We start from the raw sequence: 15,558 nt of genomic DNA on the forward strand, positions 1-15,558 counted from the left end.
TCCCCTGTTAATGTACGTATTTTAGCACATTGGCAGGGGATCTTCAATTCTTTCTTCCGCAAATTGCCATGCGGAATCGGAATCCGGAACAGCTCTTTTGTACGAAAGCTCCGAAGACGGGAAAGCTCTCTTTCGGCCTCGGAAGCACCTGTCTTCTCTAATCCGTCTGTCTCTGTCTATCCTATCGTCTATCCCCTTCCCGCTTCCCGAAGCCTTCTCCGCGCCTCCCGATAGGCCTCCTCCGGGATTCCGATCTCCGCCAGCCTGACTTCTCCGCTGTAACGCTTTCCTTCCCCATAAAGAAGGCCTGTCTTCCATTTCCCGAAGCTTATCGTGATATTCGCCGGGACCGCGGCCCCCATCTTCTCCCCGTTGTCCCCACAGATGCCGGAGGGGATATCGATCGCGAGCACCCTTCTCTCTTTAAGCTCTTCCACCCGCCCGATCAATTCCCGGAAGTCCCCCCGCAGCTCCCTCCGCAGACCGATCCCGAAGATCCCGTCCAGGATGAGCTCCGCCTTTGGGAGATCCACAGTGCTCTCATAATACAGAGGCTTCCCGCCGAGCCGGTAGAAGCGGCTCAGCTGATAGAGGAATTCCCAGCTCCCCTTTTTCAGGTCCCCGACGATGAGGACCGTCGGAGAATATGCATCCTCCTTAAGGAGGGAAGCGGCGCAGAGGGCATCCCCTCCATTATTTCCCACGCCGGAGAGCACTAAAAGCGGAGAGCTCCTGTCCGGAAGAAGCGAAGCGGCGAGCTCTGCGACGGCCTTTCCGGCTCTCTCCATAAGCTTAAGCGTCGGAATCCCCAGCTCCTGAATCGCAATCTGATCCGCAAGCTTTGCCTCCTCCGCACTGATGCAGTCGATCATCTCCCGTCCCTCTTCCCCGCCTCTCCTTTTCTCTTCCATCGATCTTCCTCCTCCGTGCTTTTCCGTGCTTTTCCGTTCTTTTTCAGTGTCTTTTCCGTAATTCTTTCCGCGCTTCTTTTCGTGCTTCTTCCCGTGCTTCTCTCCCCCGCTGATAAGGGGGCGGTATTTTTTATATCATAGCACGGATAGCCGCTAAGCAGCCGATGAAATCCAAGTTTTTTCCGACCATTTTCTATTCTGCCCTTCCCCGGGATGCGCTATCCTTATTCCATCCAAAGAAAAATTGAAAGGAGTCCTTATGGGAAATCATCTCTTTTTATCGGGAACGGTCTTTGCGGCGGGCTTTCTGTCCTTTTTCGCCCCCTGCACCTTCCCTTTGATTCCGGTCTACCTCGGCATACTCTCTGATCGGGAGCAAAGGTACCGGAGAATACAGCTTGGAAGCTACAGCCTTGACACCGGCGGAATTTTAAAAACCCTGGCCTTCGTTCTCGGAATCTCCATGAGCTTTGTCCTCTTAGGTTTCGGAGCCGGATTCCTGGGATCCTTCCTCTCCAATCGCTGGCTTCCCTTTTTCGCCGGTCTTCTGGTCATACTCCTGGGGATTCATCAGACGGAGCTCATCCAGCTGAAGGCCCTGGACCGGCTGAGCGGCATATCCCTCCGCACAGAAAGGGGCGGGGTCCTCGGCTCCTTCCTCACCGGGATCGCCTTCAGCCTCGGCTGGACTCCCTGTGTCGGCCCCATCCTCGGGGCGGTGCTCACACTGGCCGCCGCCAGAGGGACCGCCTATTACGGGGCGCTTCTGATGCTTCTCTACGCGCTGGGACTCGCGCTCCCCTTCCTCATCATGATGCTTGCCTCCGACTTCGTCATGCGAAGCTTTCCCTTCCTTAAAAAGCAGCTTCTGAAGCTGAAAAAGGCGGGCGGAGTCCTGCTCATTCTCATGGGCCTTCTCCTGATGGGGAACCAGCTGAATAGCATCAGCGCATTCTTGCACTAAGCTTCTATGGAAGGAGAAAATATGAAAAAAAGAATCAATAGCAGCATTTTGGCACTGGGACTTACGGCGCTTCTCTTTTCATCCTGCGCTTCCCCCTCAGCTCTGAGGCAGGAAAAAATGGATGGAGCGGGCTCTGCCTTGGGGGAAGATGCAGGGCTTTCGAAAGGGGAAGCGGGAAGCGCGGAGGGAAAGCCGATGGCCTCCGGAAAGGATGAAATGACCGCGCAGGAGGAAAAGACCGAAATGATGAAAGAGGGGGAAAGGAAGGAAGAGAACGGAATGCAGGAGGACAGCGGAATGCAACAAAATAGGGAAAAGGGGATGTTGGAAGAGCACGGAGAAAAAGTCGACGCGAAGAAGCTCTCCGGAAAGGAAAAGCAGGGAATGGCGGGCGAGGAGGAAGCCTTCCTCGAGGATCTCTCCGGGACAAAGCACAGCTTAAGCGAGTGGAAGGGGAAGAAGGTCTACCTCAAGTTCTGGGCCTCCTGGTGCTCGATCTGTCTCGCGGGACTGGATGAGCTGGACGAGCTCTCCGGAAATCCAGATAAGGATTTCGAGGTGATCAGCGTGGTCAGCCCCGGTCTGAACGGGGAAAAGGATAAGGAGCAGTTTCGGAAGTGGTTCGAGAAGCTCGGCTATCAGAACATGAAGGTACTCCTGGACGAAAAGGGAGAGCTCGTCCGAAGATACGGAGTGCGGGCCTATCCGAGCTCTGCCTTCATCGGATCTGACGGAAGTATGAAGCCCATCGTGCCCGGCCATAAATCAAAGGAAGACATTCTCACGGAAATGAAAAAACTGAACTGATATTTCGAAAAAAGGAGTGCTCATAAGATGAAATGGTACGGAAAATTACTGCGCTTCTCTCCTATTTTGCTCCTGACTCTGCTTCTGATCGCCTCTCTTCTCTCCGGAAAAAAGGCGGCGGATGAGAGAGAGAGGGGGAGAGACAGGCAGGCGGAGAATATGGTAAAATATGAAGGAAAGAGCAGCGGAATAGAAGAGACAGAAGACGCCAAAGAGGAGGAGAGGGAAAGCATGGGAAAAGACGAACAGAAAGCTGCGGAGGGTCGGCAGAAAAGCATCTATCTTGCGGGAGGATGCTTCTGGGGACTTGAAGCCTATATGCAGAGGATCGATGGCGTTATCGACGCCGTGAGCGGCTACGCAAATGGAAAGACGGAAAATCCGAGCTACCGGGATTTAAAGGAGAGCGGTCATGCCGAGACGGTGAAGGTCAGCTATGATCCGGATAAAATCAGTCTGGAAAAGCTTCTCCACTATTATCTCCGGGTGGTGGATCCCACAAGTCTCTATAAGCAGGGAAATGATGTAGGGAGCCAGTACAGAAGCGGAATCTATTATACCGAGGATTCCGACCGAGATATCGCCAGAAAGGTCCTGGACAAAGAGCAGGAAAACTACGAGAAGAAAATCGTGGTAGAGCTTCTCCCTCTCGAAAACTTCTCTGAGGCGGAGGAATATCACCAGGATTATCTGGAGAAAAATCCCGGAGGCTACTGCCATATCGACCTGAAGAAGGCCGAGGAGCCCTTTATCGACGAAAAGGACTATCCGAAGCCGGAGAAAGAGGAGCTCCGGAAAAAGCTCACAGAGGTCCAGTACAGGGTGGCCGTGGAAAACGACACGGAGCACGCCTTCTCCAACGAATACTGGGACCAGTTCGAACCCGGAATCTATGTGGATGTCGCATCGGGAGAGCCCCTTTTCTCCTCCAGGGATAAATTCTCCTCCGGCTGCGGCTGGCCCAGCTTCTCCAAGCCCATCGCAAAGGAGCTCGTCCGCTATCGGGAGGACCGGAGCTTCCATATGCTTCGGACGGAGGTGAGAAGCCGGAGCGCGGACATCCACCTCGGCCATGTATTCCGGGACGGCCCAAAGGAGCTCGGCGGTCTCCGCTACTGCATCAATTCCGCCTCGATCCGCTTCATTCCCTATGAGAAGATGGAGGAGGAGGGTTACGCCTATCTGAAGTCCGTCGTAAAGCAGCCGTAGCACATCCGCGGGGAGGAAAGCCATGTACAGGCTTATGATTGTAGATGATGAACCGATTATCCGCCGGGGGATCCGCTCCCTCGCATCCCTCCCCGAAATCGGGATCTCGGAGCTTTTGGAGGCGGGAGGAGGGGCGGAGGCCCTGCGGCTCATGAAAGAAAGCCCGGCAGACATCGTGATGCTGGATATCAATATGCCGGATATGGACGGTCTGAGCCTCGCCGCGCTCCTGAAGGAAGGATGGCCGGACTGCCGTCTCATCATGGTGACGGGCTACGATTATTTTGAATATACGCAGTCCGCCATCCGCACGGGCGTGGATGATTATCTCTTAAAGCCCGTGAGCCGGGCCGAGATCGAGATGGTTCTTAAGCGGGTCATGGAAAAGGCCGCGAGGAGACACAGCGAAAAAAAGCTGGAGGAGCTCGAAGCAAGGCGGGAGGACAGTGCCTTCTCGGAATCAGGGAATCCGGAGCTCTCCCCCTTCTCCGGGCTCAGCTCCTATCTCAGGGAGCATCTCTTTGATCCGGATCTCTCCCTTACAAAAGCCGCGCAGGAGCTTGGCTTCAACAAAAGCTATCTGAGCGAAATCATCCGGCAGCTCTATGGTGTTCCGTTTCAGGACTATGTCGGGAGAAAGCGGATGGAGAGAGCAAAGCTCCTTCTGCTCAGCACGGAGATGAAAAACCAGGAGATCGCGGAGGCCCTGGGCTATGATGATGTCAACTATTTCATCACCAAATTCAAAAAAAGCTATCGCATCACCCCAAAACAATACCGCCGGGGAGTGAGGGAGCATGAAATCTGATAAGAATTTTTTCGAAAGACTCGATACCAGGATCGCCCTGGCCTTTCTCCTCCTCTCCCTTCTTTCCATCTCGCTTTTCGCCTTCGTGATGTATCGGCTGAGCGGCTCGCTCTTTGCCAGGGAGGACAGGAGGCGGACCCGGGCCTCTCTTGAGCAAAGCTCGGAGTATATCTCTTCCTATCTGGAGAAGCTGAAGTCCTTCAGCTCCCTGATCGCCATGCACCCCGATATCCGGAGCGCTCTCGCAAAATCCGACAAAAAATCCCTGGAATCCATCTCAGCGCTCACCGCCCTGGCCGAAAACAGCGACCCCAGGATCCGCGCCGTCGCCGTCATTTCAAAGGAGGGCTTCCTGATCACAAGCGGCAGCTCGATGGCCATGCCGCTTTCCGGCGATATGATGAAGGAGAAGTGGTATCAGGACGCGCTTTCCTCTGCGCAGATGCCGACCCTCGCCTCCACCGGACACGGGGTATTCACCATGGACCGGGAGGACTGGATCATCAGCGTCTGCCAGGAGATCCGGGGGGAGGGAGGAGAGCATCTCGGACTCGTCCTGATCGATGTCTCCTACCGCTTCATCGAGGACTATCTCTCCAGTCTGGATCTGGGAAAGGACGGATATTCCTTCATCCTCTCCGACGATGGAAGCCTCATTTATCATCCGGACCCTGAGATCTTTGAGGATGAGGAGCGAAAAAGCTCCCTGCTTTCCCTCGCGGGGGCGGGCGGTGCCACAGAGAAGGGCGGAGGGCGTCTGTACCGGGTCCCGATCCCCGGCTCCTCCTGGACACTGTACGGCATATGCTCCGCAGACAATGCAAGGCTTCTCCGAAGCCGCCTCCTTCGCTCTGTCTCCGTCTTTGCCGCGGCCCTCGTTCTCCTGAGCATTGCGCTCGCTTCGCTCCTCTCCCGCACCCTCGCCTCTCCCATACGGAAGCTCAGCCTCGCCATGAGTCGGGCGGACAAGACCTGGGAGGAGATCGAAATCCCCTCCGGCTCCCCCGGTGAGGTGCGCGCTCTCTCCTTGGAATACAACCGCCTCCTGCACCGGATCAGGGCTCTCACGGAAAATATCCGGAGAAAGGAGGAGGCGAGGAGGCTCTTTGAATTAAGGGCCCTGCAAAGCCAGATCAACCCCCACTTTCTCTACAATACCCTGGACACGATTCTCTGGCTCTCAGAGCTCGGGGAAAACCAGCAGGCGGCGAGAGTCTGCGGAGAGCTCGGGCGGATGCTCCGGGTATCTCTGAATATCGACCAGGCCTTCATCCCGCTCGGGCGGGAGCTGGAGCACTGCAGGAGTTATCTGGAGATTCAGAAGACGCGCTACGAGGATATGTTCTCCTACTGCATAGAGGGAGAGGAAAACCTCCTCTCCCTCTACGTGCCAAAGCTCATTTTACAGCCGATCGCGGAAAACGCGATCTATCATGGGATCCGAGGCTCCGGGAGAAGGGGGAAGATATCGATCCTCTTCCAAATCGAGGGGGATGCCCTGATCCTGGAGATAAAGGACGACGGAATCGGATTCTCGAAGAAAGGCGGAAAGGAAAATGCGGGAGACACTCTCCCCGGGGAGGAGGGAGCCGGGAGCTCTGCAGCCGCCCCGAAAAAACAACCGGGCCGGGGCGGAATCGGACTTTCCAATGTCGGGCAAAGAATCCGCCTTCTGTGCGGGGAATCCTACGGTCTCATTGTCCGCTCCTCTCCGGGGAAGGGGACGAGGGTCCGAATCCGCCTTCCGCTCCGCTTCTCCGCCGACTGAGAACCCTTTTTCGATTGCAAATCCTTCGTCAGGAAGGGCTTCATTTTTGCCCAGGCTCTTCCATTTCCTTTATTCGGCTTTGATCTTCGATCTAAGATAGAGGTTATAAACACAGACCGAGCAGGGCATACTCCGTTGATTTTTGTGGATTTTTCTTCATCCTCTTGCTAAAATCAAAAGAAAAGCAGCTATCGGAAAGGATGCGGAAAGCGCGATACCGCGCCCGCTCCGATCTTAAAAAACAGGAGAAAGCCGCAGAAGAAAATGCGGGAAGGGGAGGAGCTTCAATGCAGGCGGTCTTTAATGTAATCAACTCGGTATGCGAAAGGATTCAGACGGTTTCCGATCTTTTCTGGGACTTCCCCACTAATCTGCCCGCCTACTCGAATATCCCGGTCCTCGGGAATTTCTCTCTCGCGATCATCCTCCTCATCGGGAGCGGAATCTACTTTTCCGTGCGGCTTCGCTTTATCCAGCTCCGAAAATTCCGCCGCGGCATAGAAATCCTGAAATCCGGCGGGAAGGCGAAGTCCGGCATCTCCCCGCTCGCGGCCTTTTTCCTGTCCACAGCCATGCGGGTCGGCCCCGGCAACATCCTCGGCGTCACAGGAGCGATCTCCGTGGGAGGCCCGGGCGCGCTGCTCTGGATGTGGATCTCCGCCTTCTTCGGCATGGCGACCGCCTATACGGAATCCACCCTCGCCCAGATCTTTAAGGAGAGGAAGGGAGATGAATATGTGGGCGGCCTCTCCTTCTATGGAAGGAAACTGCTGGGCGGCTCCGTCGCAACGGGAATCTTTCTCTCCCTCCTCTACATCATCTATGCCTTTCTCTGCTTCCCGGCGCAGGGCTTCAACACCATCTCCGCCGTGGGACAGGTCGCAGAGGTTCTGAGCGGACGGGAAATCGCGACAAACTCCGCGCTCTACTGGTTCAGCTTCGCTCTCCTTCTGGTCCTGGTCTCCCTGATCTCCTTCGGCGGCATCCGGAAGCTCACCCGTGTCACCGATGTGATCGTCCCCGTGATGGCGGTGATCTATGTCCTCACCGTCATCTCACTTCTGCTCTTTAATCTGGACCGCATTCCCTGGTTCTTCTACTCCGTATTCACGGAGGCCTTCCGCCCGGAGGCCGTCTTCGGCGGCGCTTTCGGGACCGCGCTCTCGCAGGGCGTGCGGCGCGGTCTCATGAGCAATGAAGCCGGTCAGGGTACGATCACCATGCCGGCCGCAGCCAGCGACGCGGCCCACCCCTGCGATCAGGGCTGTGTGCAGGCGATCGGCGTCTTCCTGGACACCATCGTGATCTGCACCCTGACAAGCTTTGTCATCATCATGGGCAGAGTCTGGCTGACCGATCAGGCCTCCGCCTGGTTCGAGCTCGGAAAGCTCCCGAAGTTTGTGGCCTCTGCGGCGGAGCTCGCCCCGGGAAAGGGCTTCCACAGCGTGGTCTCCCTCCTGGTTTCTGTCTGCTTCGGCCTCTTTGCCTTCTCCACGCTTCTCGGTTTCCTCTCCTTCACGGAGATCTGCGCGAACCGAATCTCGGAGCGGCGGAGCTTCATCATGCTGATCCGTGTCCTCTGCCTCCTGGTGATCGCGTTCGGCGGCATGACCAGCATTGCCGGTCTGGATCTCGGTGCCCTGTGGAATCTGTCGGATTTCGCAAATATCCTCATCGCCTACTGCAATATCCCGCTCCTCTATCTGGGCTTCCGGCACGTCCTTCTCGCGACCCGGCAGTATGAAAGGGACGGCGGAAGAGGCTATTGCTCAAAGGAAGCCGGACTCTCTCTCCCTGTCTGGGATGAGAAACTGAAGTAAAACCGGGATGAAGATGAATGATGCTTTCGCCTATATGGTCCTGTCCGCGGTCGAAGAGATTCCCGAGGGGCGTGTGGCGACCTACTCTCAGATCGCCCGTCTGGTCGGCGCCGATCAAAATGCCCGCCTGGTGGCGCGGGTACTCTCCTGTGCAGAATACTACGGACACTACCCCTGCCACCGGGTCGTAAACGCATCGGGCCGCCTCGCTCCGGGCTGGGCGGAGCAGGCATTCCTTCTGAAAGAAGAAGGCGTTTCCCTGGAGGCGTCCGGCCGCGTCTCCCTGAAAAAATATCAATGGGAGCCGTAAAGGCCGGCACCTTGCCTTAAGAATCCTGATCCCGGGACTTCTCATGATCCAGAACCTTTCTCTCCTTCCGCTTTCCGCAGATTTCCTCCGCGCAGAGCTTATAGACCAGGGTGCGCGGAATCGCCGCCGGATTAAATCCCGCCTCTTTCCCCGGGTGATAATGATCCATCAGGAGTCTGAGCGCGGCGGCCTTTTCCTCCTCCGGAAGGATCGAAATCCGCCCTCTTCCGATGACGCTCTCGTAGGCATAGGTACAATACCCTCTCTCCTCAAAATATTGCAGTTCATGCCCGCAGTCCATCTCAAAGGAGGCCCGGCTGTCCTCCTCCATGAGCCCCCTCTTATACCCCTCCAGGGCGCTGTGAAAGTAAAGCGTGACCTTCCCCTCCTCCGAGAGCTCCATCCCGAAATTCAGGGGAATGATATAGGGATAGCCGTGATCGTTCAGCGCGATCCGGCAGACATCGCATCTCCTCATGATCTCCGCGATCTCCCGGATATCCCTGATCTCTCTGTCCTTCCGTCTCATCCTTTTCCTCCCATCCCGCGTTCTTCCGTCTCCCCTTTGCCGTTCGCTGATCCGACTGCCGCAGCCTGCCTTCGCCTCGGCCGGAAAAGAGAGGAACGGGAAGCAGGGCAAAGCCCGCAGCGCCCCTGATTCCGGCTTTCTTCTTCATCAAAGCTCCTTCAAAATCAAAGCGAAAAGCCTGCACCGTTTCCGATGCAGGCGAGGAACTGCCTCATATCCTTATGAAAGCTCTTTTTCGTATTCCCGGACGTACTCGGCAAAATACTGCACCCCCAGCTTCAATGCCGCTTCATCGATATCAAAGTAGGGGCTGTGCTGCGGATAACGGCGCTCCTCCTCGCTCCAGCCGCCCCCCAGGAGCAAGAGGCACTTCGGGGCCTTGTACTTTGCGAAATCCTCTCCGCCCATCTGAAGCTCCCAGTCCACCAGATGATCCTTTCCGAATACCTTCTCCGCTGCTCTCCTTCCCGTATCCACGCAGGCGTCATCATTGATCGTTGGAGGCGGCCCGAAGTGATAATCCAGCTGAATCTCGGTCCTTGTGGACGCAGCGACACCATCGGCGATACGCCGAATCATCTCCGGGAACTGATCGCGGAGCTCATTATTAAAGGTTCTCGCCGTTCCCATGAGATGCGCTTCTCCGGGGATGACATTGGAAGTTGTTCCGGAGATAAATGCAGTCACACTGACGACAGCCGGTTCCAGCGGATTCACCTCTCTCGAGACAAGACGCTGGAGCGACATCACAAGCTCTGAGCCCGCGACGACAGGATCGATCGTCTGCTGCGGCAAAGCTCCATGTCCGCCCTTCCCCTTCACATAGATATCAAAGGTATCCGCCGCGGACATGACAGGCCCATAGCGAAGAGAAGCATAGCCCGCCGGGATCTTGCTCCAAATATGCATCGCTATCAGGCGGTCGCATTCCAACACCTCCGCCTCATCCTTCATCCGGGCCGCACCGCTGTTCTCAATGCACTCCTCCGCCGGTTGGAACAAAAGCCTCACCGTGATTCTAAGCTCATCCTCCATCTTCTTCAGAAGCTTCGCCGTGCCAAGCAGCATCGTAATATGCGTATCATGCCCGCAGGCGTGCATCGTGCCTTCCCTCCGCGACTTCCAGGCGACATCCGAAAGCTCTGTGATTGGGAGGGCATCAATATCCGCACGAATTCCCAGAACCTTGTCCGAGGAATGCTTTCCCCGGATGGTCGCAATCACACCGGTCCCGCAGGACTCGATGTACGGAATCCCGAGCTGATCCAGGTATTCCATGATCTTCTTCTGTGTATTCTTCTCCTCCCATGATCTCTCCGGATTCTCATGGAAATAACGGCGGAGCTCAAGCAGCTCGTCCTGCATCGCATTTCCCTCTGCAATGATATCGATATCCATCTCGAATTGATCCCTCCCAATACATTTACTCCGTGAAGAACGCAGCTCCCCCGCGCTCTTTCGATTCCATTCGATTCAGAAAGCCGTCCTATTGTTTCATACCCTGTTATTGCTCGATCAGAATGGGCCGTACTTAATCTTTGTCGCAATAATCAGTGAAACGACACAGACGAGAAACAGCATCGTAATCAGCGGCGTGACGAACTTCCACCATTTCTTCAGCGGAATCCCCGCAATCGTGAGGAAGATCAGCAATGTTCCGCTCGTAAACCAGAGCGAATTGGTAAGACCATCGCCAAACTGGAATGCCAGAATCATGGTCTGACGTGTCATGCCGATGATATCCGCAAGAGGAATCAGAATCGGCATAAGCGCCATGGCTTTGGCGGAGCCGGATGTGATCAGACCGTTAAACAATGCGATCACGAACATTACGGCAATGGCCGCAATGGAGCCCGGAAGACTCTTCAAGGGCCTCGATATACTGTAGATAATCGGGTCGATGATGCCGGACTCTGTGAGAATCCACTGAATGCCCCTCGCAAGTCCGATGACAAGCGCGGGTACAAGCCCATCCTTGGCACCGGCACAGATCGCGTTCACGAGATCATTCGGAGCCATCCGGTTGATAAGTCCCGCCATAAGCGCCGTAAAGAGGAAGCAGGCGGAAAGGTCATTCATGGACCAGCCGAACTTGGCGACTCCGACGATCGCGCAGATAAATACCACGATAAAGAAAAGCAGTGACAGGCTCTGCCCCTTCGTCAGTGCTTCCTTCATCTCCTCCGAATAATCCACACGGAATTTATCCGAATCCAGATCCGCCGTGATGGACCGGATCTTTCCGCTCCGGACCCCGCGCGCATAGCGAAGCACATAGAGGATGATGATGAGATCCGCCACACAGAGAAGGATAAAACGGAACAAAAAGCCGGAAAACATCGGGAGCTCCGCAATCTCATCCGAGATGCCAACCGTATACACACTGGTCGGCGAGAAGGAGAAGCTGATCATATCGATCATCGCGGAGCAGGCGATCCCGGTCATAAGGTCATAACCCAGTGCCAGGCAGAGGGAGAGGACAATGGGAATAAACGGAACAATCTGTTCATTCCAGCCGAGAAAGCCTCCCAGAGCGCCGAAGATAATCATAATCAGCACGAGGATCTTCTCATGCCCAAAGCTCTCCGACTTTGCGAGAATCCGCGCAACTCCCTTATTCAGCGCTCCGGTTCTCTTATAGACCTCGATACATCCGGCAACCAGCATGACCAGGAACATCATGCCGGCGGAGGAAATGAGCCCATTCGGCACAGCCTGGAAAATCGCCTGCGGTCCCAGATATCTTTTCTCTGTGCTGTGATAGGAATCCGCGATGACCACCGTACGTCCATTCAGCTGCTGACGGTCAAACGCACCCGGGCTGATAAACAGCGACAGGATATAGCAGCCTACGATAACGAGAAACACGATGACAAATGCATTGATCGAGCCTCGTTTCTTCTCTTTCTTCGCCTTTTCTTCCATCTCACACCCCCATGCCTTACTGACCGGATTCCGCATCAGCCCCGTCAATCCTTCCCTTCAGGATTTTCCCATACTGCAAAAATCAGATACCAAGAATCCGCTCACGTTCCCGCAGAATGTGCGGGAAAAACCGTATAATAAACCGGCCGCGCAGCACGATGCAACGCAGCTTATTCCAGCATATACAATTTATCCCATAGTTGCAATGGTATTCCTGCCTATCTTAACCAAAAATCTTTGTCGCTTATTTTCTGAGCCAGCTCCATGCATCTGTGATCCGGCTCAGGGAGCGCCCCCTCTTATCCCTTATCCTCTTAGCCCTTTCGGGCATCAAACGGCATCAAACCGGGAACGCTTGAAACTTTGGAGACCATGCTGCTCTTGCTCTTATCTCCTGCGGGCACCCAGCGCCATCAAGCGGCAGGATCGGATTTCAGAGCTGCTGCTTTCTTATAGGCGATTTCCAGGAGGCAGATATTCAAAAGAGCAAAGAAGAGAAGATAGAACGGCATAATTCCGATTCCGACCGCCTGCTGGAGATTCCCGAAAAGCATCGGCATCAGGGTACTTCCGATGTAGGCAGAGGCCATCTGAAGTCCGATGACCGCCGCGCTGTAATGCTTCCCGAAATTGGAGGGGGCCATATGCTGAATCGCGGGGTAAATCGGCCCCATACCGCTCCCAATGATTACAAATCCCAAAGCAGCCGCGATATAAGCTTTCATCGGCAATAATACCAGCAGGATCCCAAGCAGCTCCACAGCGACGCCGAGGCGGATCAGCCGTCTGTCCCCCAATCTATTGGAGATAAAAGCGGAAATCAGGCGCCCCAGCATCAAGCCGCCGAAGATCAGCGCGCCAAAGGACGCAATCCTCTCGTCGCTGAGCCCCGCTTTCGTAGCGGCAAAGTAGCTGGGTGTCCATAAAAAGCAGGTGGCTTCCCCGGAGCAATAGGCGAAGAAGGCGATAAGCGTCGGCAAAACGCCGGGGACTTTGATGCTTTCCGCAATGCCCGCACCGTCCTGATTCTCCTCATCCGCCGGATTCTCATTCCGCTTCCAAAGCGGCAGGGAGAGGATGCAGACCAGAAGAATCAAAAGCTGAATATAAGCGGTCCAGCGATAGCCCTCATTCCATCTGGCGATCTTCAAGGCCAGCGCCATAATGTAGGGACTGATAACCGCTCCAACACCATAAAAGCAATGCAGGAAGTTCATCACGGATGACGGATAATGGTTTGCGACATAATGATTGACCGCCGCGTCGATGGAACCGGCCCCGAGACCGTAGGGGAGCGCAAAGATAAACAGCATCCAATATTCTCTGGAAATAGAGAAGCCCAATAATCCCAGCACCGTCAGTGCGATAGACAGGATCACGATCCATTTGACGCGGAGCTTCCGGATCATCCGGGGACTGAGCAATGCCGAGATAACCGTCATGCAGGAAATCGACATGGATACATAGCCGGCATAGGCCGACGGGACGCCGAAAGCCATCTGCATTTTGGGCCATCCCGACCCAAGCAGAGAATCGGGAAGACCAAGACTGATAAAAATCAGATAGATTACCGCAAGCAGTAAAGAACCCATTGAAATCTCCTCCGTTTTTATCAGACAGACAGAGCAACACAGCAACACGCCCGGGAGCAGTCATCAGACAGACAGAGCGGCACAGCGGCACGCCCGGGAGCAGTCAGAGGCCGAGCTAGTGCCTGCAAAAAACTGTGCTCTCGGCTTTTCTCATGCTCTCTTTCTTCAGGACGCGGTAATCCTGCATCATCTTGTCATTTTCCATGAGGAAGCAGCGCGCCGTCGGCTGATTCTCATCGACGTCATAAAGCCCCATCAGGTAGGCATTAAGTCCTGCGCGGTCCTTAAAGCGCAGCGCTCGGTACTGCTTTTGAAAGGCGAGCTTCTCGATAAAAAGAAGTTTTTCGCTCCCTTCCTGGAGTAAGACGCCCACATGCCCCGGAAAGAGAATATTGTCCTCCGGCTCAAGCTTCGAATGAAGCCATACCGTGACAATGCTTGCCTTTCCGCCCGAAAACGAAAGTCCTCTCTCCCGCCACGCCTTTTGGACCTGTTCGCACTGCACGGCCGTGTCCGTGCTGTCCGCCGCCGCAACTTCGGCGAAAAGCCGCGTGAAGACATCATTTTCACCGCTGTCCCAGAGCGCCTCCGGCGCGCTTTTAATTGCCTCCAGATCAAAAGAGAGGTTATCCTCGGAGGCCTCCGACGCAGCCTCTCCTCCCCCCACCTTCACCAGGGAACGCGCAAGCATAAAGGCCGTGATGCGGCAGTTGGTGCCAATAAAATCAGGATAAGCTTTCTCCCAGCGGTCCGCCATCTCATCCTCGGTCGAAGCATCGCCGACCGCCGTGTTAAAGCGCTCCACCTCGCGGAAAAATTCCCGGCTGTCCGCATCCGGGATGCCTGCCGCGCTGAGCGCCTTCTTAACCTCCTCCTGCCCGCCGCTCTCCCGCAGATTGATCTCCTCCGGCGCCTCTGCGCTCCCTCCCTTATGAAAAGAGCCGCAGGCCATGAGGCAAAAAAGCCCCAGGACGCCTGCAGCTGCGAGATAAAGCGCCTTCTTTCCCGCCCGCATCAGGCCTGGTGGGATGCGATGATCTCTTTGATCTTCGCGATCAGCGTATTCACATCAATGCCCGAGGTCTGGGATACCTGGGCGAGATCCACCTGACTCACAACGGCCTTTGCGAGCGGATTATTTAACGCTGTAAACTTGTCACTGAATTTAATGAGCTCATCCTTCAGAAACGGATACTGCTTGAAGAGCTCCGCGAGCTTAGTCACACTGCTGATATCCATAGTATTCTCCATTCCGAGGCAGTCTTCTGCCTCTTTCAAAAGCAATGTAGGCAGGGCTAATACCCTGCCGCTATAGTATAGCAAATCCGCTACGCTTTTTTCCATGAATTTTATAATAAGAAAATGTATTGTATCTTGGGGAAACCGTAAAATCTATCCTTCCTCCGAGCTCAAAGCGTCTTATGTTCCGCAGACCAAAACTGCTCCGCGATCCGCCTTTCGACATGCCCTCGACACGATTCAGGATCTGCCTGATCGCGCACTGCGCGCTTTCTTGCAAACTCCGAAATCCTCAAATCAAACTATCTTCCATAGTTGGCCGCTGCTGTGCGTGATGACGCATTTGTCCTAAGTGGATGCCCTGTCGTAAACCCGGGGCTCCGCTTCCATTTCTGTTTCTTCTCGCCCTAATACCAGGGTATCTTGATCTCCTTTTATTCTGATCTTCTCACGCTGCCCCTCCCTTCATATGATTTTCCGCCCTCCCCGCCAAAATGATTGGCATCACTGTGAAGCAAGCAAAGCACTGTCAGCATCTGCACTGGTGTGCTCCTTGAATGATTTCTCTTCCTATTTCGTTTTAGTCCGCGCTCCCCTCGCGGGGAGCGATGATAAGAATTTTCTGTAGTGTACGTCATCTCCACATTTCAATCCACGCTCCCCTCGCGGGGAGCGA

14 protein-coding genes are annotated in these 15,558 nt (G+C 55.1%); 7 read left to right on the forward strand and 7 right to left on the reverse strand.

Features of this window, described 5'->3' with window-relative positions; all coding sequences use genetic code 11:
- Nucleotides 1–188 precede the first annotated feature (188 nt).
- Nucleotides 189–911 carry an NAD(P)H-hydrate epimerase gene (locus HMPREF1986_RS10640; protein WP_021774848.1) on the reverse strand — a complete coding sequence of 241 codons (723 nt, stop codon included), beginning with the start codon at nt 909–911 and terminating at the stop codon, nt 189–191.
- Between the two features lie 259 nt (nt 912–1,170).
- On the opposite strand from HMPREF1986_RS10640, the gene HMPREF1986_RS10645 reads away from it, so the two are divergent.
- The 7 genes from HMPREF1986_RS10645 to HMPREF1986_RS10675 all read left to right on the forward strand — a co-directional run bounded on the left by HMPREF1986_RS10645 (nt 1,171) and on the right by HMPREF1986_RS10675 (nt 8,597).
- Complete coding sequence (locus tag HMPREF1986_RS10645; protein ID WP_021774850.1) at nt 1,171–1,875, forward strand: cytochrome c biogenesis CcdA family protein; 705 nt, start codon at nt 1,171–1,173, stop codon at nt 1,873–1,875.
- Nucleotides 1,876–1,896: 21 nt separating this feature from the next.
- Entirely contained in the window at nt 1,897–2,682 is a 786-nt protein-coding gene (locus tag HMPREF1986_RS13195; RefSeq protein WP_196806132.1) for a redoxin family protein, read from the forward strand.
- A gap of 27 nt (nt 2,683–2,709) precedes the next feature.
- Complete coding sequence (gene msrB, locus HMPREF1986_RS10655) at nt 2,710–3,891, forward strand: peptide-methionine (R)-S-oxide reductase MsrB (protein WP_021774852.1); 1,182 nt, start codon at nt 2,710–2,712, stop codon at nt 3,889–3,891.
- 22 nt (nt 3,892–3,913) lie between these two features.
- Nucleotides 3,914–4,699, forward strand: coding sequence for a response regulator transcription factor (locus HMPREF1986_RS10660; RefSeq protein WP_021774853.1), 786 nt, complete (start codon nt 3,914–3,916; stop codon nt 4,697–4,699).
- Nucleotides 4,689–6,467, forward strand: a complete 1,779-nt coding sequence (locus HMPREF1986_RS10665) for a cache domain-containing sensor histidine kinase (protein ID WP_021774854.1) — start codon at nt 4,689–4,691, stop codon at nt 6,465–6,467. The genes HMPREF1986_RS10660 and HMPREF1986_RS10665 overlap by 11 nt, the downstream gene beginning before the upstream one ends.
- 287 nt (nt 6,468–6,754) lie before the next feature.
- Nucleotides 6,755–8,287, forward strand: coding sequence for an alanine/glycine:cation symporter family protein (locus HMPREF1986_RS10670; protein ID WP_036600373.1), 1,533 nt, complete (start codon nt 6,755–6,757; stop codon nt 8,285–8,287).
- A 13-nt stretch (nt 8,288–8,300) separates the two neighbouring features.
- Nucleotides 8,301–8,597, forward strand: coding sequence for an MGMT family protein (locus tag HMPREF1986_RS10675; RefSeq protein ID WP_330365157.1), 297 nt, complete (start codon nt 8,301–8,303; stop codon nt 8,595–8,597).
- A 16-nt stretch (nt 8,598–8,613) separates the two neighbouring features.
- On the opposite strand, the gene HMPREF1986_RS10680 is transcribed toward HMPREF1986_RS10675, so the two are convergent.
- From HMPREF1986_RS10680 to HMPREF1986_RS10705, 6 genes are all read right to left on the reverse strand, one after another.
- Nucleotides 8,614–9,126, reverse strand: coding sequence for a pyridoxamine 5'-phosphate oxidase family protein (locus HMPREF1986_RS10680; RefSeq protein ID WP_021774857.1), 513 nt, complete (start codon nt 9,124–9,126; stop codon nt 8,614–8,616).
- A gap of 219 nt (nt 9,127–9,345) precedes the next feature.
- The gene (locus tag HMPREF1986_RS10685) at nt 9,346–10,524 is read right to left on the reverse strand and encodes a M20 metallopeptidase family protein (protein WP_021774858.1); all 1,179 of its coding nucleotides are present in this window, start codon (nt 10,522–10,524) and stop codon (nt 9,346–9,348) included.
- Nucleotides 10,525–10,641: 117 nt separating this feature from the next.
- A complete protein-coding gene (locus tag HMPREF1986_RS10690) occupies nt 10,642–12,051 on the reverse strand; it encodes a YfcC family protein (protein WP_036600375.1) in 1,410 nt (469 codons plus the stop codon).
- 413 nt (nt 12,052–12,464) lie between these two features.
- The gene (locus HMPREF1986_RS10695) at nt 12,465–13,643 is read right to left on the reverse strand and encodes an MFS transporter (protein ID WP_021774860.1); all 1,179 of its coding nucleotides are present in this window, start codon (nt 13,641–13,643) and stop codon (nt 12,465–12,467) included.
- Nucleotides 13,644–13,758: 115 nt separating this feature from the next.
- A complete protein-coding gene (locus HMPREF1986_RS10700) occupies nt 13,759–14,658 on the reverse strand; it encodes a DUF4300 family protein (protein ID WP_021774861.1) in 900 nt (299 codons plus the stop codon).
- Nucleotides 14,658–14,882 carry a DUF1858 domain-containing protein gene (locus tag HMPREF1986_RS10705; RefSeq protein ID WP_036600343.1) on the reverse strand — a complete coding sequence of 75 codons (225 nt, stop codon included), beginning with the start codon at nt 14,880–14,882 and terminating at the stop codon, nt 14,658–14,660. Before HMPREF1986_RS10705 ends, HMPREF1986_RS10700 begins: the two co-directional genes overlap by 1 nt.
- Between the last annotated feature and the right edge of the window lie 676 nt (nt 14,883–15,558).

Source organism: Oribacterium sp. oral taxon 078 str. F0263 (assembly GCF_000469565.1).
Classification (GTDB): domain Bacteria; phylum Bacillota; class Clostridia; order Lachnospirales; family Lachnospiraceae; genus Oribacterium.

Excerpts from the sequence above, each read along its gene's own strand:
- HMPREF1986_RS10640 (WP_021774848.1), bottom strand. The coding sequence starts at position 911 with ATGGAAGAGAAAAGGAGAGGCGGGGAAGAGGGACGGGAGATGATCGAC.
- HMPREF1986_RS10645 (WP_021774850.1), top strand. The coding sequence starts at position 1,171 with ATGGGAAATCATCTCTTTTTATCGGGAACGGTCTTTGCGGCGGGCTTT.
- HMPREF1986_RS13195 (WP_196806132.1), top strand. The coding sequence starts at position 1,897 with ATGAAAAAAAGAATCAATAGCAGCATTTTGGCACTGGGACTTACGGCG.
- msrB (WP_021774852.1), top strand. The coding sequence starts at position 2,710 with ATGAAATGGTACGGAAAATTACTGCGCTTCTCTCCTATTTTGCTCCTG.
- HMPREF1986_RS10660 (WP_021774853.1), top strand. The coding sequence starts at position 3,914 with ATGTACAGGCTTATGATTGTAGATGATGAACCGATTATCCGCCGGGGG.
- HMPREF1986_RS10665 (WP_021774854.1), top strand. The coding sequence starts at position 4,689 with ATGAAATCTGATAAGAATTTTTTCGAAAGACTCGATACCAGGATCGCC.
- HMPREF1986_RS10670 (WP_036600373.1), top strand. The coding sequence starts at position 6,755 with ATGCAGGCGGTCTTTAATGTAATCAACTCGGTATGCGAAAGGATTCAG.
- HMPREF1986_RS10675 (WP_330365157.1), top strand. The coding sequence starts at position 8,301 with ATGAATGATGCTTTCGCCTATATGGTCCTGTCCGCGGTCGAAGAGATT.
- HMPREF1986_RS10680 (WP_021774857.1), bottom strand. The coding sequence starts at position 9,126 with ATGAGACGGAAGGACAGAGAGATCAGGGATATCCGGGAGATCGCGGAG.
- HMPREF1986_RS10685 (WP_021774858.1), bottom strand. The coding sequence starts at position 10,524 with ATGGATATCGATATCATTGCAGAGGGAAATGCGATGCAGGACGAGCTG.
- HMPREF1986_RS10690 (WP_036600375.1), bottom strand. The coding sequence starts at position 12,051 with ATGGAAGAAAAGGCGAAGAAAGAGAAGAAACGAGGCTCGATCAATGCA.
- HMPREF1986_RS10695 (WP_021774860.1), bottom strand. The coding sequence starts at position 13,643 with ATGGGTTCTTTACTGCTTGCGGTAATCTATCTGATTTTTATCAGTCTT.
- HMPREF1986_RS10700 (WP_021774861.1), bottom strand. The coding sequence starts at position 14,658 with ATGCGGGCGGGAAAGAAGGCGCTTTATCTCGCAGCTGCAGGCGTCCTG.
- HMPREF1986_RS10705 (WP_036600343.1), bottom strand. The coding sequence starts at position 14,882 with ATGGATATCAGCAGTGTGACTAAGCTCGCGGAGCTCTTCAAGCAGTAT.